General features: G+C 72.5%; 18 protein-coding genes. 6 read left to right on the forward strand and 12 right to left on the reverse strand.

All coding sequences use genetic code 11. The features are described 5' to 3' along the window. Nucleotides 1-27: 27 nt before the first annotated feature. The 4 genes from STRCI_RS11890 to STRCI_RS11905 all read right to left on the reverse strand — a co-directional run bounded on the left by STRCI_RS11890 (nt 28) and on the right by STRCI_RS11905 (nt 3,173). Nucleotides 28-711 (reverse strand): response regulator, encoded by a 684-nt coding sequence (locus STRCI_RS11890; protein WP_269658867.1) that lies wholly within the window; start codon nt 709-711, stop codon nt 28-30. Then, nucleotides 708-1,928, reverse strand: a complete 1,221-nt coding sequence (locus STRCI_RS11895; protein ID WP_269658868.1) for a sensor histidine kinase — start codon at nt 1,926-1,928, stop codon at nt 708-710. Before STRCI_RS11895 ends, STRCI_RS11890 begins: the two co-directional genes overlap by 4 nt. A 146-nt stretch (nt 1,929-2,074) precedes the next feature. Further along, nucleotides 2,075-2,353 (reverse strand): PspA-associated protein PspAA, encoded by a 279-nt coding sequence (gene pspAA / locus STRCI_RS11900; RefSeq protein WP_269658869.1) that lies wholly within the window; start codon nt 2,351-2,353, stop codon nt 2,075-2,077. Between the two features lie 22 nt (nt 2,354-2,375). Next, entirely contained in the window at nt 2,376-3,173 is a 798-nt protein-coding gene (locus STRCI_RS11905) for a PspA/IM30 family protein (protein ID WP_269658870.1), read from the reverse strand. A gap of 250 nt (nt 3,174-3,423) precedes the next feature. Here STRCI_RS11905 and STRCI_RS11910 point away from each other — a divergent pair, with 250 nt between their 5' ends. The 3 genes from STRCI_RS11910 to STRCI_RS11920 all read left to right on the forward strand — a co-directional run bounded on the left by STRCI_RS11910 (nt 3,424) and on the right by STRCI_RS11920 (nt 5,991). Next, a complete protein-coding gene (locus tag STRCI_RS11910) occupies nt 3,424-4,053 on the forward strand; it encodes a DUF3043 domain-containing protein (RefSeq protein WP_269658871.1) in 630 nt (209 codons plus the stop codon). A gap of 83 nt (nt 4,054-4,136) precedes the next feature. Then, the gene (locus STRCI_RS11915) at nt 4,137-4,838 is read left to right on the forward strand and encodes a class I SAM-dependent methyltransferase (protein WP_269658872.1); all 702 of its coding nucleotides are present in this window, start codon (nt 4,137-4,139) and stop codon (nt 4,836-4,838) included. Between the two features lie 85 nt (nt 4,839-4,923). Next, on the forward strand, nt 4,924-5,991 hold the full coding sequence (locus STRCI_RS11920; protein WP_269658873.1) for a S1C family serine protease: 1,068 nt from the start codon (nt 4,924-4,926) through the stop codon (nt 5,989-5,991). A 64-nt stretch (nt 5,992-6,055) separates the two neighbouring features. Here the strand turns inward: STRCI_RS11920 and STRCI_RS11925 are convergent, their stop codons facing one another. Further along, on the reverse strand, nt 6,056-6,265 hold the full coding sequence (locus tag STRCI_RS11925; protein ID WP_015660978.1) for a hypothetical protein: 210 nt from the start codon (nt 6,263-6,265) through the stop codon (nt 6,056-6,058). A gap of 81 nt (nt 6,266-6,346) precedes the next feature. On the opposite strand from STRCI_RS11925, the gene STRCI_RS11930 reads away from it, so the two are divergent. Beyond that, nucleotides 6,347-7,549 (forward strand): bifunctional adenosylcobinamide kinase/adenosylcobinamide-phosphate guanylyltransferase, encoded by a 1,203-nt coding sequence (locus STRCI_RS11930; protein ID WP_269658874.1) that lies wholly within the window; start codon nt 6,347-6,349, stop codon nt 7,547-7,549. Nucleotides 7,550-7,552: 3 nt separating this feature from the next. Here STRCI_RS11930 and STRCI_RS11935 read toward each other — a convergent pair whose 3' ends face one another. Then, on the reverse strand, nt 7,553-8,251 hold the full coding sequence (locus tag STRCI_RS11935) for a class I SAM-dependent methyltransferase (RefSeq protein ID WP_269658875.1): 699 nt from the start codon (nt 8,249-8,251) through the stop codon (nt 7,553-7,555). 140 nt (nt 8,252-8,391) lie between these two features. On the opposite strand from STRCI_RS11935, the gene cobT reads away from it, so the two are divergent. Continuing rightward, the gene (cobT, locus tag STRCI_RS11940) at nt 8,392-9,498 is read left to right on the forward strand and encodes a nicotinate-nucleotide--dimethylbenzimidazole phosphoribosyltransferase (RefSeq protein WP_269658876.1); all 1,107 of its coding nucleotides are present in this window, start codon (nt 8,392-8,394) and stop codon (nt 9,496-9,498) included. A 17-nt stretch (nt 9,499-9,515) separates the two neighbouring features. Here the strand turns inward: cobT and STRCI_RS11945 are convergent, their stop codons facing one another. Beyond that, the gene (locus STRCI_RS11945; RefSeq protein WP_269658877.1) at nt 9,516-10,274 is read right to left on the reverse strand and encodes a hypothetical protein; all 759 of its coding nucleotides are present in this window, start codon (nt 10,272-10,274) and stop codon (nt 9,516-9,518) included. 68 nt (nt 10,275-10,342) lie between these two features. Between STRCI_RS11945 and STRCI_RS11950 the strand changes: the two genes are divergently transcribed. Further along, nucleotides 10,343-11,128, forward strand: coding sequence for an adenosylcobinamide-GDP ribazoletransferase (locus tag STRCI_RS11950; RefSeq protein ID WP_269658878.1), 786 nt, complete (start codon nt 10,343-10,345; stop codon nt 11,126-11,128). 23 nt (nt 11,129-11,151) lie between these two features. Here the strand turns inward: STRCI_RS11950 and STRCI_RS11955 are convergent, their stop codons facing one another. The 5 genes from STRCI_RS11955 to STRCI_RS11975 form a co-directional block, all read right to left on the reverse strand. Next, nucleotides 11,152-11,934 (reverse strand): endo alpha-1,4 polygalactosaminidase, encoded by a 783-nt coding sequence (locus STRCI_RS11955; protein ID WP_269658879.1) that lies wholly within the window; start codon nt 11,932-11,934, stop codon nt 11,152-11,154. After that, the gene (locus STRCI_RS11960) at nt 11,931-12,581 is read right to left on the reverse strand and encodes a spherulation-specific family 4 protein (protein WP_269658880.1); all 651 of its coding nucleotides are present in this window, start codon (nt 12,579-12,581) and stop codon (nt 11,931-11,933) included. The genes STRCI_RS11955 and STRCI_RS11960 overlap by 4 nt, the downstream gene beginning before the upstream one ends. Further along, a complete protein-coding gene (locus STRCI_RS11965; RefSeq protein WP_269658881.1) occupies nt 12,578-14,053 on the reverse strand; it encodes a hypothetical protein in 1,476 nt (491 codons plus the stop codon). The genes STRCI_RS11960 and STRCI_RS11965 overlap by 4 nt, the downstream gene beginning before the upstream one ends. Next, the gene (pelF, locus tag STRCI_RS11970; RefSeq protein WP_269658882.1) at nt 14,050-15,588 is read right to left on the reverse strand and encodes a GT4 family glycosyltransferase PelF; all 1,539 of its coding nucleotides are present in this window, start codon (nt 15,586-15,588) and stop codon (nt 14,050-14,052) included. The genes STRCI_RS11965 and pelF overlap by 4 nt, the downstream gene beginning before the upstream one ends. 117 nt (nt 15,589-15,705) lie before the next feature. After that, on the reverse strand, nt 15,706-17,736 hold the full coding sequence (locus STRCI_RS11975; protein ID WP_269658883.1) for a hypothetical protein: 2,031 nt from the start codon (nt 17,734-17,736) through the stop codon (nt 15,706-15,708). Nucleotides 17,737-17,833: the final 97 nt, after the last annotated feature.

The following is a 17,833-nucleotide window of genomic DNA, read 5'->3' on the forward strand; positions in this document are numbered from 1 at the left end:
ACTCCGGCCGCAGTACACGGCCTGCGCTCAGTCCACCCTTGGACGGACCAGCCCCGACTCGTACGCGATCACCACGAGCTGGGCCCGGTCCCGGGCGCCCAGTTTGGCCATGGCCCGGTTGACGTGGGTCTTCACCGTCAGCGGGCTGACCTCCAGGCGCTCGGCGATCTCGTCGTTGGAGTGGCCGCCCGCGACCTGCACCAGCACCTCGCGCTCCCGGACGGTCAGCGCGTCGAGCCGTTCGGCCCGGGCCGGGTCGTGGTCCTCGTCCCCGGCGCCGCCCTGGGCGAGGAAGCGGGCGATCAGGCCCTTGGTGGCGGCCGGGGAGAGCAGCGCCTCGCCACCGGCGGCGACCCGGATGGCGTTCAGCAGTTCGTCGGGCTCGGAGCCCTTGCCGAGGAAGCCGGAGGCCCCGGCGCGCAGCGACTGCACGACGTAGTCGTCGACCTCGAAGGTGGTGAGTATGACGACGCGAACGTGAGCGAGGGAGGGGTCCGCGCTGATCAGCCGGGTGGCGGCGAGGCCGTCGGTGCCGGGCATCCGGATGTCCATGAGAACGACATCGGCGCGCTGCTCCTTCGCCAGTACCACCGCCTCCGCGCCGTCGGACGCCTCGCCGACGACCTCCATGTCGGGCTCGGAGTCCACCAGGACACGGAAGGCGCTGCGCAGCAGAGCCTGGTCGTCGGCGAGCAGGACACGGATGGTCATACGGTCTCCCCCGTGGCGGCGGTACGGGCCTTGACCGGCAGGATCGCATGGACCCGGAAACCACCGCCGTAGCGGGGACCCGTGGTCAGGGTGCCGCGCAGGGCGGTGACGCGTTCGCGCATGCCGAGCAGTCCGTGGCCGCCGCCGGAGGCGGGGGCCGGCTCGTCGTGGGTGCCGTCGTCGAGGACCGTGATCTCCACATGGGGTCCCACCCGGACGACGCTGACCTCGGCCTTCGCCTCGCCCCCCGCGTGCTTCTGGACATTGGTGAGGGCTTCCTGGATGACCCGGTAGGCGGCGAGATCGACGGCGGCGGGCAGGGTCGTGCCCTGGTCGGCGCGGGCGACTTCGACCTGGAGGCCCGCGCTGCGGAAGGTGCCGACGAGTTCGTCCAGGCGCTCCAGGCCGGGGGCGGGTTCGGTGGGTGCCTCGGGGTCGCCGGACTGGCGGAGCAGGCCGACGGTGGCGCGCAGTTCGTTGAGCGCGGAGCGGCTGGCCTCGCGTACGTGGGCCAGGGCCTCCTTGGCCTGGTCGGGGCGCTTGTCCATGACGTGGGCGGCGACTCCGGCCTGCACATTGACCAGGGCGATGTGGTGGGCGACGACGTCGTGCAGATCCCGGGCGATGCGCAGGCGCTCCTCGGCGACCCGGCGGCGAGCCTCCTCCTCGCGGGTGCGCTCCGCTCTCTCGGCGCGTTCCCGGATGGCGTCGACGAAGGCGCGGCGGCTGCGGATGGCGTCGCCGGCGGTGGCGGCCATACCGGTCCAGGCGAAGATCGCGAGGTTCTCCTGGGCGTACCAGGGCAGGGGGCCGACGAACATGGCGGAGCCGGTCAGCACGGTCATGGTGAGCAGGCCGATGCGCCAGGTGGTGGGGCGGTCGGTGGCGGAGGCGACGGTGTAGAGGGCGACGACCGCGGCCATGGCGACGGGGGCTCGGGGGTCGCCGGTGATGTTCTCGATGACGGTGAAGGCGCCGGTGACGGCGAGCACGGTTCTGGGGGCGATGCGGCGGAAGACCAGGGCCATGGCGCCGAGGGTGATCAGGACCAGGCTCGGGGTGTCGGGGGTGCGGACGCCCCAGGTGACGCCGTCCTTGCCGTGCGGGTCCACGAACGAGCCGGCCACCATGCAGAGCAGGACGGCGGCGGCGAGGGCCGCGTCCAGGGCGAGGGGGTGGGCCTTGAGGTGGGCTCGGGCTCGGTCGAGGGTGTTCACGGCTGATTACGGTAGCCGCTTGCCTCCGGCGGAAGAACCGTGATGAATCTGCGGACCGGTGGGGCTGGTCGCGCCCACGCGGCGGAGCCGCACATCGATCCGGCCCCGCGCCCCTGACGGGGCGCGACACCGCACCGGAGACATCCTCAGCCCGGAATCAAGCCGTCGTCGCTCAGCATGTCCCGGACGTCTTCCAAGGTCGCGTCCGGGGACGGGAGGATCAGGTCCGAGGGTTCCAGGGCGTCGTCCGGGAGGGGGTCGCCCAGGTCGCGGACCTTCGTCAGGAGGGCCTGGAGGGTGCGGCGGAAGCCGGGGCCGTCGCCGTTCTCCATCTCGGCGAGCAGCTCGTCGTCCAGCTTGTTCAGCTCGGTGAGGTGGCTGTCGTCCAGCCTCACCTGCCCCTCCCCCATGATCCGTACGATCATGTCGCCCTCCTAGGCGTGGGACCTACTGCTTGTCGAACCGCGGGGTGTCCTGCGGCTGCTGGGACTGCTGGTTCTGGCCGTTGCCGCCCTCGATGGCCTGCTGCTGCGACGATGTGCCGCCGGCCAGCTCGGCCTTCATGCGCTGCAGTTCCAGCTCTACATCCGTACCACCGGAGAGCCGGTCCAGCTCGGCCTGGATGTCGTCCTTGTGCATGCCGGTGGGGTCGTCGAGGGCACCGGAGGCGAGCAGTTCGTCGATGGCGCCGGCCCGCGCCTGGAGCTGCGCGGTCTTGTCCTCGGCGCGCTGGATCGCCATGCCGACGTCGCCCATCTCCTCGGAGATGCCGGAGAACGCCTCGCCGATCCGGGTCTGCGCCTGGGCCGCGGTGTAGGTGGCCTTGATCGTCTCCTTCTTCGTACGGAAGGCGTCGACCTTGGCCTGGAGCCGCTGGGCCGCGAGGGTGAGCTTCTCCTCCTCGCCCTGGAGGGTGGCGTGCTGGGTCTCCAGGTCGGTCACCTGCTGCTGGAGGGCGGCGCGACGGGAGAGCGCCTCGCGGGCCAGGTCCTCCCGGCCGAGCGCGAGCGCCTTGCGGCCCTGGTCCTCCAGCTTGGACGACTGCGACTGAAGCTGGTTGAGCTGAAGCTCCAGGCGCTTGCGGCTGGTCGCCACGTCCGCGACGCCGCGGCGCACCTTCTGGAGCAGTTCCAGCTGCTTCTGGTACGAGTAATCGAGGGTCTCGCGCGGGTCCTCGGCCCGGTCAAGGGCCTTGTTCGCCTTCGCGCGGAAGATCATCCCCATACGCTTCATGACACCGCTCATGGGCTTCGCGCGCCCCCTTCTGACGGACTCCAGCTCCAGCTCCTGCGACAGAACCCACAGTACGGGCCCTGCATCCATTACCGCACTGTTCGGGGACGGATGCGCTCATCCCCAAGGACGACTGCTGACGCTCGGGCTCCGGCGTAGGGAGTAGGTGTTCCCCGGGGTTCCCGGAAACGCTGGCAACGTCCCCTCTGTCCCCTACTTGACGACTGGTGTTGCCGATTCGTTCCCCACCGGACTGGGGTCCATGCGCGGGTACCCCGTACCCTTGGGTTTTGTGTTCCGTAGCCGTGCCAAGGAAGAGAAGGCATCGGCCGCCGACAAGGCGCCGCTGACCGACTCCAAGCAGACCCGCGACCCGCAGGCCCCGAAGGGCAGGCCCACGCCCAAGCGCAGTGAGGCCCAGTCCCAGCGCCGCAGCGTCGCCAATACGCCGACCACGCGCAAGGAGGCGGCCAAGCGTTCCCGCGAGGAGCGCCGACAGGCGCTGTCCAAGCAGCGCGAGGCGCTGGCGAGCGGCGACGAGCGGTATCTGCCCGCTCGTGACAAGGGCCCGGTGCGCCGGCATGCCCGTGACTTCGTCGACTCGCGCTTCAACGTCGCGGAGTTCTTCCTCCCGATGGCCGTGATCATCCTCGTGCTGAGCATGGTCCGGGTGGGCTCCCTGCAAGAAATCGCGCTGCTGCTGTGGCTGGTCGTGATCGTGCTGATCGTGCTCGACTCGATCGTCACCGGCTTCCGCCTCAAGAAGCAGCTGAACGAACGCTTCCCGGACGACAACAAGCGTGGCGCGGTCGCCTACGCCCTGATGCGCTCCCTCCAGATGCGCCGACTCCGGCTGCCGAAGCCGCAGGTCAAGCGCGGAGAGCGGCCCTGAGCACGACGCCGTTCTCCGGGGGCGCGGCGGATGCCTGGCTGAGCGGGCTGGGCGGACTGCGGGACGTCGTACGACAGGAGCTGGTGGCCCGGCAGCTCGATGAGCAGATAGCCGGGCGGTACCCGGTGGGGCAGCGGCTGCGGATCCTCGACGTCGGTATGGGTCAGGGCACCCAGGCGCTGCGGCTCGCTCGGGCCGGTCATCAGGTGACCGGCCTGGAGCAGGACTCGACGATGATCGCCGAGGCGCGGCGGTCGCTGGCGTCGGAGCCGGACGGGATCCGCGAGCGGATGCGGATCATCGAGGGCGACGGCCGGGACACCGGGGTGCACTTCCTGCCGGGCAGCTTCGACGTGGTGCTCTGCCATGGCGTGCTGATGTACGTCGAGGAGCCCGATCCGCTGTTGGCGGGCATGGCCCGGATGCTGGCGCCGGGCGGGCTGCTCTCGCTGCTGGTCCGCAATGCCGACGCGCTGGCGATGCGCCCGGGTCTGTCCGGCGACTGGACCGGGGCGCTGGCCGCCTTCGACACCACCGCCTACCGCAACCGCCTCGGCCTGGACGTGCGGGCGGACCGGCTGGCCACCCTGACGGCGACGCTGGCCGGTATCGGCGCCCCGCTGCACTCCTGGTACGGCGTGCGGGTCTTCACGGACACCGCGCCGGACGACGCCCCGATCCCCGCTGGCCTGACGGCCCTGCTGGCGGCCGAGGAGCGGGCGGGGCGGACGGATCCGTACCGGGGTGTCGCGGCGCTGCTGCATCTGTGCGGGGTCCGGGGCTGAGCCCTCCTGTGCCGACCCCCGTGCCGGGCCCCATTCGGGCGTTCAGCGGGGGCCGGAGCCACCTCGCGAAGTGAGACTCGGGGGCATGAGTGCCTCCCGTGCCCGCGCGCTGCTGTGTTCCGTGGCCCTGGTCTGTCCGGTCGGCCTGGTCCCGGGGTGCACCGGCGCCGGGTCCGGTTCGGGGGCGGCGGCGCGCGCCACGACGACGCAGGCGGCCGTGCCCGCCGCGGCCGGTGAACTCCAGGACGACTACCTGAAGGTGATCAGGGACGTCCTGCCGTCGGTCGTGCAGATCCAGGCCGCCGGCGATCTGGGCTCGGGGGTGGTCTACGACGACCGGGGGCACATCGTCACCAACGCGCATGTCGTCGGGGACGGGAAGACCTTCCGGGTGACGACCGCCAACAGCGAGGAGGAGCTGGCCGCGCGGCTCGTGTACTCCTACCCCGAGCAGGACCTCGCGGTGATCAGGCTGGACCGGGTGCCGGACGGTCTGAAGCCCGCCCGGTTCGGGGACTCCGCGAAGGTCGAGGTCGGCCAGATCGTGCTGGCGATGGGCTCCCCGCTGGGTCTGTCCTCCAGCGTCACCCAGGGCATCGTCTCGGCGACCGGACGGACCGTCACCGAGTCCGGCGACGAGGGCGGTATCGGCGCGACCATCGCCAACATGGTGCAGACCTCGGCCGCGATCAACCCCGGCAACAGCGGGGGCGCGCTGGTGGACCTGGACGGCGAGGTGATCGGCATCCCGACGCTGGCCGCCGTCGACCCCCGTCTCGGGGAGGGCTCGGCGCCCGGGATCGGGTTCGCCATCCCGGCGTCGATGGTGAAGACGGTGGCCGACCAGATCATCGAGGACGGCAGGGTCACGGACTCCGGGCGGGCGGCGCTCGGCATCACCGGGCGGACGGTGGTGAACGACGACTACCGGGCCGCGGGGGTGGCCGTGGTCGAGGTCCGGGAGGGCGGGGCGGCGGACGACGCCGGGATCCGGCCGGGGGACGTCATCACCGGGTTGGGCGACTCGGACATCACGACCATCACCTCGCTCGCCGAGGTGCTGGCCGCGGCGGAACCGGGCGACCGGACGACGGTGACGTACACGCGCGGCAGCGGCGAGAAGACGGTGGACGTGACGCTGGGCGAGCAATAGGCCCAGGCGGGCGATGAGAAAGGGGCGGCCGTTCGCGTACGGCCGCCCCCTCTCCGCTCCCGGCCTACTCGTCGGCGTGCAGGCTCATCGGCCCGTAGATCTCCGTGGTGTCCTCGAACAGACGGACCTGGTCCACGCCTCCGGCCATCAGGTCCTTCCAGACCTCTCCGATCCAGGACTCGGCGTCTCCCTGTGTCGTGAACTCCTCGGGCTCCACCGCGGGGGCGGTCTCCGTCCCGTCGGACTTCTCGAACCGCCACGTCCATGTCGCCATGCAGGCCTCCCTGGGTGAGCACTGGTGCAGGTCAGACTATCGGGGCTCGCTCGTCGGCCGGTGACCGGTGAAAATCATGGTGTGGAACTGACATTGCTCGGCACCGGTGCCCCGGCGGGCCTCCCCCGCCCCGACTGTCCCTGTGCGGCCTGCGCGACCGCCCTCGGGGCCGACGTACGAGCGGCGACCGCGCTGCTCCTCGACGGGGCGCTGCTGCTGGACCTGACGCCCGGCGCGGCGTTCGCGGCGGCGCGGGCGGGCAAGTCCCTGGGCGGCGTACGGCAGGTGCTGCTCTCGCATCCGCACGACGGACCTGCTGTCGAGGTGCCCGCCGGGCTGCCCGCGCCCGGCCGGGTGCCGGACGGGCGGGAGTTGGCGCTGCTGACGGGACATCGCGTGCGGGCGCTGGCGATGGACGCGGGCGGCACGGGGTACGCGGTGACCGGGCCCGACGGTCAGCGGCTGCTGTACCTGCCGCCCGGGAGCGCGCCGGCCGGGGTCGAGGACGGCGACGTCGGTACGTACGACATGGTCGTCGCCGATGTGACGGTGCGGCCGGACGCGCTGGCCCGGTTGCGGGCGGTGGGGGCGATTCGGCCGACGACGGATGTCATCGCCGTGCATCTGGACCATGACGTGCCGCCGGGGGCGGAGTTGCGGCGTCGGCTGGCGTCCCTGGGGGCGCGGGCGGTGCCGGACGGGACGACGCTCGTGGTGGGGGCGTACGGGGAGGTGCCGGACGTGCCGCGGCGGACGCTGGTGCTGGGCGGCGCGCGGTCCGGGAAGTCGGTGGAGGCGGAGCGTCGTCTTGAGGCGTTCCCGGACGTGCTGTACGTCGCGACCGGCGGGCTGCGCGGCGGGGACGCCGAGTGGGCGGCCCGGGTGACCGCGCACCGGGACCGGCGGCCGGGGTCCTGGCGTACGGAGGAGACGTGCGACCTGGTGCCGTTGCTGGCGGAGGACGGGGCGCCGTTGCTGATCGACTGTCTGTCGCTGTGGCTGACGGACGCGATGGACTCCGTCGGGGCGTGGGACGACGCGGTGTGGGCGGACGGCGGGGAGCGTGCCCTGCGGGACCGGGTGCGGGGGCTGACGTCGGCGGTGCGTGCCGCTCGGCGGACCGTGGTGGCGGTGTCGAACGAGGTGGGGTCGGGGATTGTTCCGGCGACCGCGTCGGGGCGGCGGTACCGGGATGAACTGGGGCGGTTGAACGCGGCGTTCGCGGGTGAGTGCGAGCACGTGCTGTTGGTGGTGGCGGGGCAGGCGGTGACGTTGCGGGGGTAGGGCCTAGGCGGCCTGTCTGCGGGCGATGATCCGGTACGTCGGGGCGAGGCGGGGGCGGGTCGCGGTGAGGACCGTGCAGGACTGGGTGTCCAGTTCGGCGCGGATGTTGTCCAGCGGCACGAGGTGGCGGGGCCGGGTGCGGGGGTGCCACCAGCGGCCGAGGAGCTGCGCGAACGTGCCCTGGGGGTCGGGGAGTTCGAGCAGGAGGTGGCCGCCCGGACGGAGTGCCGTCAGGGCCGCTCGCAGGTGTTCGCGGGGGTTCGGCGTGTCCGGCAGGTGGTGCAGGACGCTGACCACGTCGTAGCGGGCGCGCAGATGTGCCATGAGGTGGGGGTTGGTCAGGTCGCCCGCGTAGGCCTCCTCCACGCGGTCCGCCGCCCGTGCCCGCTCCACCCTGCCCGTGGGGTCCACCCCGTCGAAGGACGTGTACGGGAAGAGCTCCTTCGCCGCCGCCGGGAACGCTCCGTCGCCGGTGCCGACGTCCAGCCAGCTCTCCGGCTCCGGGAAGGGCAGCATCACCCGGGCGGTGGCCAGCAGGCGTCGGCGGCCCGGCCGGCGCTCGTCCGGGTCCTCGGTGCCGGGGTTCTGGAAGGCGTGGGCGCAGTCGTGGCACTCGTCGAGCGTGAAGCCGTCGGTGGCGATGCGGGTGCGCAGGTGCTCCGAGCCGCACCAGGGGCAGTCGTCGCGGCGTGCGGGCGGCATGGGCGGCTCCCCTGAGGACGTACGACATTCCACTGCAAAACGGAACGTATGGGATCGCGATCTTGGGTGCAATGACGTCGCATGCGTGTGGTGGCGATGTGGCGGCGTTCCGTTCGACCGGTGCCGGTACTGTTCGGCGAATGAGCTCGCTTAATCTCGACGACTTCACCGATCTGATCGAGCGCCCCGACGGCGGGGTGCGCCGCGACGCGGAGGCGCGCCGGGAGCGTCAGATCGTGCCGCCCGGATCGCTGGGCCGCCTCGATGACCTGGGTGAGTGGCTGGCCGCGGCACAGGGCACCGTGCCGGTGCGGCCGGTGGAACGGCCGCGGGTGGTGCTGTTCGCCGGTGACCACGGGATCGCCGAACTGGGTGTCTCGGCGCGGCCCGCCGGCAGTGCGGGCCAGTTGGTGCGGGACGTCCTGGAGGGCGCCCGGCCGGTGTCCGTGCTGGCGCGGCGGCTCGGGGTGCCGGTGCGGGTCGTGGACATGGCGCTGGACTGCGACCCGGAGACGCTGCCGGAGGATGTCGTACGGCATCGGGTGCGGCGCGGCAGCGGGCGGATCGACATCGAGGACGCGCTGACGCCGGAGGAGGCCGAGGCGGCCTTCCGGGCCGGGGTCGCGCTGGCCGACGAGGAGGCCGATTCCGGTACGGATCTGGTCGTGCTCGGCGATGTGAGCGTGGGCGGTACGACGGCGGCGGGTGTGCTGGTCGCCGCGCTGTGCGGCACCGACGCGTCGGTGGTGACCGGGCGTGGTGGTCTGGCCATCGACGACCTCGCGTGGATGCGCAAGTGCGCGGCGATCCGGGACGCCCTGCGGCGGGCCCGGCCGGTGCTCGGGGACCAGTTGCAGTTGCTCGCGACGGTGGGCGGGGCCGACCTCGCGGCGATCACCGGGTTCCTGTTGCAGAGTGCGGTGCGGAAGATGCCGGTGATCCTGGACGGGGTCGTGGTGGCGGCCTGCGCGCTGGTCGGACAGCGGGTCGCGTTCCGGGCGCCGGACTGGTGGCTGGCGGCGCACGACAGCGGGGAGCCGGGCCAGGCGAAGGCGCTGGACCGGATGGCGCTGGAGCCGGTGCTCACGCAGGGCGTGCGGGTCGGTGAAGGGGCGGGCGCGCTGCTCGCACTGCCGGTGGTGCAGGCCGCGGCGGCACTGTCGGCGGAACTGCCGGAGCGGGCGGAGGAGAAGTCAGAGGAGAAGGCGGCGGAAACGGACGACGCCGAGGTCTCACAGCCGGAGTAGGACTCCGTCCAGGTCGGTCAGCGGTGCTCCAGGGCCCGTTCCGGGTCCGGTTTGCCGCCGAGCCAGTCCTGGAATTTTCGGGCGGGGCCCGTCCAGCGTCGGTCGTGGTGGTAGGCGCGCAGGATCGCCCTGGCGCGGGCCCGGGGGCGGCGGACGTAGAAGCGGCGGGCCCAGGGGGTGTCGGGGCGGGCCAGGCGGATCGCGCCGATCAGGGCGAGGAACGGGACGATCACGCCGAAGACCGCGAGGCGGACCTTGCCCTTGAACAGGGCGATGAGCGAGAAGAGGAAGCTCGTCCCCACCGTCCAGATGACCGTGCCGCGGTCCTGGAGTTCGTCCTCGCTCAGGTCGTTGACGCCGAACGGGGAGAAGCCGGAGAGCAGGAGGCCGCCCAGGGCCGCCGTCAGGATCACGGCCTCGACGCTCTTGCGGCCCTCCTCCGTCCAGTAGACGTCGGCCAGGTGCAGGATCAGGGCGAACTCGTCGAGGACCAGACCCACGCCGATGCCGAAGACCACGGCAAAGGCCGCGGCACCGAAGCCGTAGCGGCTGCTCGCCACCGCGCCGAAGCCGCCGATGACGGTGAGGATGACGCCCGGGACCACGTGGTGGATGTGCACACCGCCCGCGCTGACGTTCCCGAAAGGGCCCTTGCCCGCGCGGATGAGGCGGGTGACGAGCCGGGTGACGAGGAAGGTCACCACGAAGGCCGTGAGAGCGAGCAGCAGGGGCAGTTTGCCCGGTTCGATGATGTTGCGTTCCAGCCAGTGCCCCATGTCCTGAGTGTGACTGTGGTGGTGCGGGCGCGCGCCTGGTGTTGGGCTGCCTGACGTAACCTTCCGCCGTGCTCATATCCCCGCTCGACCACGGCCTGCGCTTCGCGTTCGGCACCCTCACCGTCCTCCCCGTCAAGGTCGGGCGATGGGACCGGGACGCCGCGCGCGGCGGCATGCTCTGTGCGCCCGTCGTCGGGCTGGTCGTCGGTGGAGTCGCCGCGGCGGCCGGACTGGCCGCGCTCTTCGTGGGTACCGGCGCCCTGCTCGCCGCCGTGGCCACCGTGGCCGTCCCCGCGCTGCTCACCCGGGGTCTGCATCTGGACGGGATCGCCGACACCGCGGACGGGCTCGGCAGCGGCAAGCCCGCCGAGGACGCTCTGCGGATCATGAAGCAGTCGGACATCGGGCCGTTCGGCGTGATCACCCTCCTGTTCGTCCTGCTCACCCAGGTCGCCGCCGTCACACGGCTGTACGACGACTCCTGGGCCCGGGGTGCCCTCGCCGCCGTCGTCTCGGCCGTCGCCGCCCGCCTCGCCCTCACCCTCGCCGCCCGCACGGGGGTGCCCCCGGCCCGCCCGGAGGGCCTCGGGGCGGCGGTCGCCGGTGTGGTGCCCGTGCGCTGGGCGGGGGCCGTGGCGATCGGCGTCACGCTGGCCGCGGCGGCCTCCGGCGCCCTCTTCGGCGCCGACGACGTCGTCCGCACCGCCCTGGCCGTCGCGGCCGCCCTCGCGCTCGCGGAACTCCTCCTGCGCCGCTGCGTCCGCCGCTTCGGCGGAGTCACCGGCGACGTGTTCGGCGGCCTGGCGGAGACGGCGGCCACGACGGCCCTGGTGGTTCTGACGCTGGGCCTCTGAACAGAGACTTCGGCAGCACCGCCCTAGCAGGCCTTCCGCCACACCCCCAGCTCGTACTTCTTCAGCAGCGAACTCAGTCCCAGCCGCCGGGACTCCGGGCAGAAGCGGCTCGTCGGCAGTTCGTACTCCACGTGGAACACCGCCTTGTCCGCCTCGATGAACGGCGTCAGCGCCCCGCACTCCCCGTACTGCGCGCACTGCTCGTTCACCGCGAAGTCGAAGTCCCCGACCAGCTCCGGGATCTGGTCCAGGTCGTTCTTCAGGCCCACGGCCAGGCCCCGGTCATGCGCCAGCTTCGCGATCAGCCGGTTGTAGCGGAGCTGGTCGCGGGCGGTCAGCGGGAAGCCCGTGCGGTTGCGGTAGCCGTCCATGTTGTCCGGCTCGACCGCGTCGAAGCCCTTGTCCCGGCACATGTCGAGCCGGTCCGCCATCAACGGCTCCAGGACGTCGACCCGGCGGATGTCCAGCCAGCGCTCGCCCTCCCAGCCGTTGCCGCGGCCCAGCACCGACGCGGGGAACTCCTTCGCGTCGGGCCGGAACTCCTCCCAGGCGCCGGTGGAGAGATAGCAGATCACCCGGCGCCCGTCCCGGTGCAGTTCGTCGACCGTCTCCTTCGGGTGGTCGAAGCCGTCGATGTCGTACACGGGCACGTCCACGGAGGTGTCGAGCCGGCCGCTGAGCTGCCACTGCCAGTCCGTGCCGGGGCGCGGCCGCCAGCGCTCGGCGGGCGGCTTGCCGTCGGAGGAGGCCGTGCAGCCCGTCAGCAGCAGGGTGAACAGGGCGGCCAGGGCGGGAAGGCGTCTCACCGGGTGGGCTCCAGGGCGTGCGGCAACGTACCCCAGGGATGATCTCCCACTCCGGGTACCGCGCAGTGCACCGTGGCCCCGCGCGCCCGCGCCGCTCCCGCCGCGTCGGCGCCGGCCGGGACGCCGTACAGCAGATGGCCCACCCGCACTCCGCCGCCGTAGGGGTGCGGGTGCCGTGGGAGGGCCTGGTACGTCGTCCAGGGTCCCTCGAAGGTGATCAGTACGTCGGCGAGGCGGGCGTAGGAAGGGTGGGGCGGGGCGCCGTGGTTGAGGACGAGGGTGCCGGAGCCGAGGCCCCAGGCCGCCGTCGCCAGCCGCTGGTAGTGCGCGAACTCCTCCGGTCCCGTGGCCACTTGGTCGAGAAAGGCGCCGTCCGTGCCGTACCAGTCGCGGTGCCGGGTGAGGTCGCGGACGACGTCGGCAGTCGGGCGGCGGCCGTACGCCGTGTCCGTGTAGCCGAGGACCCGGACGTCCGCCGCCCGCAGCCGGGCGGCGAGTTCGGCGAAGGCCGGGTCGGGGCGGTCGCCGGGGCCGCTGGCGGGGTTGAGGACGACGCTGTGGAGGCGGGGCGCGGCGGCGATGATCGCGTCCCACTCGGCCGGGCGGACGGCGGGGTGTTCGTAGTACGGGACCAGCAGGGTGCTCATCGGTGGGTGGTCGCCCTTCCGATGAGGACGCCGACCAGGGCCGACTGGGCGACGGCCGCCGCGCCGTACACGGCCACGCCCACGGTGTGCGGCGCGCCGGTGTGGGTGAGTAGGGCGAGGGTCTGGGCGAGGGCGGCGAGGACGCAGACCAGGGCCGCGCCCGCGACCGCGCCGAAGGACTGGAGCAACAGGCCGGTCCAGATCACCACGCCGAGCAGCAGCAGGCCCGCGAGGCGGACTCCGTCGAGGGTGGGGGTGTGCGGCCACAGGGCGGCGGTGGCGGTGGCGAGGGCTGCCAGTGCGGTCAGGTAGGCGGCGAGGCAGCCGGCGAGCCTGTGGACGGTGCCGCGGCGGAACGCCCTCGGGGTACCTGCGGAGCGCAGCCCGGCCAGGCTGCCGCTGCGGAACCGGTACAGCAGCCATTCCGCCGGGCCCATGCTGAGGGTGAGGGCGACGGCGGCGGGCGCGGCCATGGCGGAGGGTTCGGCGCCCGCGAGTACGTCGCCGAGGGCCGCGTACACGACCAGGGCACCGCTGCCCAGTCCGAAGAGGGCGTACGGGAGAGAGGCGGCGAGTGCGACGTTGCCCGGCGTGGTGCTCACCGTCGGGGCGGGTGCGCTCGCCCGCGCCGGCGGGGTGCCGCCGACCAGTTCCCGCAGGGCCAGGGCCGCCACCGCGAGCAGTGAGCCCGCCAGGAGCACGATTCTCGCCGTCTCCGGGATCGGGTGGACGAGGGCGAGCAGCGCGCCCGCCGTCAAGGGGATCAGTGCCGCCAGTAGGGCTCGTTCACGGCTCAGGACCAGCAGGGCCGTGGCCGCGGCCAGGTAGCAGGACTGGCCCGCCGCGAAGAGGACCGCCGCCGGGGTGGCCGTGCCCGCGCAGGCGAGGGCGGTCAGGGTGCCCAGCAGTGCGCCCGTGGGGGCGCCCAGGAGCAGGGTGCGGCGGGCCGCGGGCTTGTCGGCCAGCCCCAGCCAGGTGTACGCCCGATGGGACAGGCCCTGGTTCCAGGTCCACCCGAACAGGGCCGCGGCCAGCAGCGGGACCGTGCCCGCCGGGAGGCCGAAGTCGCCCCGGGGGCCCGCGAGCAGGGGCGCGCCGAGGACGTAGCCGAAGCCGGGGAGGGCGAAGACCACGCCGCGGAGGAGGCAGCCGAGCAGGCTCGTCCGCCAGGGGTCGGGGGCGGGGTCCCGGGGCTCCGGGTAACGGCGCGGGACGCGGTCGTACAGCACCTCGGCGAGCGCGAAGGAGTTCTTGACGCCGTAGCGCTCGCGGATCTGGTCGTCGGAGAGGCCGTCGGACTCCAGGAGCGCGGCGATCTCGTCGGGGTGGACCGCGGCGGCGACGAAGTCGTCGAGGCGGGCGGCGAGTTCGTCGACCGGGTCCGGCTCGGCCCAGCTGGGCGTGCGCTGCCGGGGGATGGTCGGCAGGGTGTCGGAGCGGGCGCCCGCGGGCATCCAGAGGCCGCCGCTCACCAGCCGGTCCCGTCCGTGGCGACCTTCTCGTACCAGGGGTCCCGCAGTTCCACGGTCCAGTCGGCGACGGTCTCGACGGTCGGCTCGTACACCTCGGGCAGGCCCGCCAGCTCCTGGTAGATCGTGCGGAAGGCGTTCACCGAGCGGCGCAGGGTGAATCGGTCGATGACCCGCTGGCGGGACAACTCACCGAGCCTCAGGCGCCGTTCGTCGTCCTTCAGCAGGGTCAGCGCGGCCGCGGCCATCTTCTCCGGCTCGCGGGGCGGGACCACGAGGCCGGTGTCGCCGACGGCCTCGCGCACTCCGCCGACGTCCGTGGAGACCGTGGTACGGCCGCAGGACATGGCCTCGATGATGGAGAACGGGAAGCCTTCGGAGATGGAGGAGAGCATGACCACGTGGCCGGCGGCGTAGGCGCGCCAGACCTCGGTGATGCGGCCCTCGAAGCTGAGGCCGTCGGTGACGCCGAGTTCGGCGGCGAGCTTCTCCAGGCGGGTGCGGTAGGCCTCGCCGCCGGGCGGGACCGGGCCGAACAGGCGCAGGCGGGTCTCGGGGAGTTCGGCGCGGACCATGGCGTAGGCGCGGAGCAGGGTCTCCAGGTCCTTGATGGGGTCGACGCGGCCGCACCAGGTGAGGGTGGGGAGGTCGGGTTCGGGTCCGGCGTGCGGGAAGGCGTGCGGGTCGACGCCGTTGTAGACGGTGCGGATCTTGTCGGCGTCGGCGCCGCCGCGCTCCTCCCAGCGGCGGTTGTACCGGTTGCACGGTGTGATCAGATCGGCCGAGCGATAGCCGTGTGAATTGAGTTCACGGTAGAAGCCGAGCATGAACGCCTTCACCGGCCAGCGCTGTTCGGCGCTGCGGTAACCGAGATAGCGCTCGCGCAGATAGATGCCGTGCTCGGTGAGCAGGAACGGTACGCCGTCCAGCTTGCGGGCGGCGAGCGCGGGCAGGGTCGCCAGGCCGCTGCTCACCGCGTGCGCCACCGAGTCCTCGGGGATCCGTACGCCCAGCGGACGCAGGGCGTGTTCCAGCAGGTCGGTCGCGGTGAGCGCGTCGTGCACGGTGGGCTCGGCGGCGGCCGTCGGCAGATGCGGCATGCTCCAGATCCACATCAGCGATCGCAGTGCGGACTCGCTGCGCAGTGCCGCCGACAGCCGTCCGGCGCGGGCGAGTTCGGCCAGCTCATACAGTGCCTCCCCGAAGTCGGCGCCGGTGTCGGCGCCGGTCTGGGTGGCGGGGTCCAGGAAGGAGAGCAGGAACCGCTCGTAGGAGTCGAGGAAGCGGCGGCGGGTCCGGCCGCGAGGGGCGCGGGCGCGTCCTGGCCGTGGTCCCCAGGTGGGCACCGACACGTGCCGGCGGACGTTGGGTGGCAGCTCCCAGGTCACCGGTTCTCTGCCGGTGCCGGTGAGTGAGACCACGTGGAAGTCGACTTCCGGCATGCCCTTGACGAGTTGGTCGCACCAGGTGCTGACGCCGCCGTGGACGTGCGGGTAGGTGCCTTCGGTGAGCATGGTGACATGGCGGCCCGAACGCATGGCTGGGCTGTTCCCCCCTGTTTGCGGATGATGAGCGGGGAACTGCGGCCCCGGATCCCGGCTGCGGGATCGTCGTGGCTGGTCGCGCAGTTCCCCGCGCCCCTGAGGGCGTTCCCCCTACGGCAGCTTCAGCGTGAGCGCCGACTGGAGCGCGCCGCGTGCCGCCCATGCCGAGCGCAGGCCCGCGTAGGACGTGCCGAAGGTGGTCGTGCCCAGGACCTGCTGCTGCCTGGTGCCCTCCGGCGCCGTCACCGGGATCTGGGTCCCCGACGGTGCGCTGACGGTGACGGTGTTGCCGATGCGGTACGCCGTGATCTTGTTGTTCGCCACCGCCGTACGCCAGGCGGCGCGGCGCTGGAACTCGGTGCCGATCGCCTTTTGCGAGAGGTTCTGCACCGGGGTGTTGTCGGCGAACAGGGCCCGGTAGTCGGCCAGGACCTGGTCCACCACCGGGTAGAGGATGCGGTCCTCGGCGAGGTTGGACTGGTGGACGTAGTGCGGGCGCGGGTCGTTGTTGACGACGTGCCCGAGGGCGATCCGGGCCTCCTGCGGGACGATGTGGTCGTCGTAGCCGGTGGCCGGGTCGAGCGGTGCGTCGAGGCAGGTGGAGGCGGGGTTGGTGGAGCAGACCCCGCTGCCGCCGTCCTCGGCGGAGGTGTAGATCCAGTTGTACTCGTCGGTCATCTCGGCCTCGGTGCCGACGTTGTAGTACACGTTCATCGGGTGCCGGGGCACCGTCAGGGCGGCTCCCACCGCGCGCTGTTCGGGCTCGCGGGAGTTGTCCGAGGCGACCCACTTCACGCCGTTGTCGGCGAGGGCGCCGGCCAGGTTCGGGTTGTCGTTCGGCTGCTGCGGCAGCGTCCTCAGACCCGAGTGCTCGCCGGTGACCAGCTCGGTGCGGTCGATCGGGAGGCCCTTGCCGACTGCCCAGTTGTGGTTGTCGCGGATCTGCGCGGCGATCTCGGAGCGGCTCATGTACTTCGTCGAGCCGTCGGGGTTCTTCGCGCAGGTCCACGGCACCGTGGAGGTGTCCTGGACGCAGCCGAGGAAGGGGTGCGTGTAGGTGTGGTTGATCCAGCGGTACTGCGCGCGGTCCGCGAGCAGCCGGGCGGCGAGCGGGTCGGTGCCGCCGTGCTCGGACTTCCACTCCTCGCCGGAACCGGCGTTGAAGACCATGTCGAAGGTGAAGCCCTGCGTGCGCTGCCACTGCGCCGCGTAGGCCGCGTCCTCGGCCGTCATCCGGATCGGGTTGGTCTCCTCGCCGCCACCGACGCAGTCGATGTCGCCGGGCGTGCAGTTGCGCTCGGTGTCCCAGCGGGCGTCGGGCGCGAAGACGTCGTCGATGTGGACCGCGAAGTAGTTGCGGTCCTGGCCCAGATGGACGCCCTGGGTCAGCCACTCCACGATGCCCCGGGCGAGCAGCCGGAACTGCCGCTGGTGCTGGTTGTAGGCGAAGGTCACGACCAGCTCGCGGCGCCCGTCGTGGGCGTACTCGCCGACCAGGCTGCCGCGCCCGGTGCCCTCGGGGACCGGGAGGTCGACATAGCTGGTGAACCCGGCGCGGGGGCGGGCGACGTAGCCGTAACTCTCCTGGACCGAGGGGGCGTTGTCCTCGAAGGTGAGGGCGCCGTCGAGGTACCCGAACCACGAGGACTTCCCGGCGGTGGTGACGGAGGCCGCGCGGCCGTCGAGGCTGCCGGTCCAGCCGCCCTCGCTCGTGTAGTCGAGGCCGACGCCCGGGTGGGCCCAGGTGTAGGCGTCGACCTGCGGGATGCCGTAGGTCCGCTCGTAGGTCTCCAGCGCGGACTGCTCGGTGGAACCCGAGCCGAACGGGGCCTCGTTGGGCAGCACCACGCCCTGGAACTTCGCCCGCGGCCGGCCGTTGACCGTGTCGCTGAGGAAACTCGCGGTCACCGCCGGACGGGCGGAGTCGTTCAGATCGATCGTGGTGTACGGGATGCCGGTGCTGGTCAGCTGGGCGGCGATGGCGCGTACGGCGCTGCCGCCGTCGTCCACCACCAGTACCCGCAGATCGACGCGCGGCTCCACCGCCGCCGAGGCGCCGGGCACCCCCAGCCCCAGCGTCATCACTCCCGCCGCCGACAGGGCGGCTGCGGCGTTTCTCCATCCGTGCGCACGGTGCGCCATGTGTGGTCCTCCCCCCAGAAGATCCCCCTGTGGTAAATCCGGGGGGATCATTGGAAATTACGCGAAGCGGCAAGCCGTCGGCTCACCGGAACGCGAT

The sequence above is a fragment of the Streptomyces cinnabarinus genome (assembly GCF_027270315.1).
Lineage (GTDB): Bacteria > Actinomycetota > Actinomycetes > Streptomycetales > Streptomycetaceae > Streptomyces > Streptomyces cinnabarinus.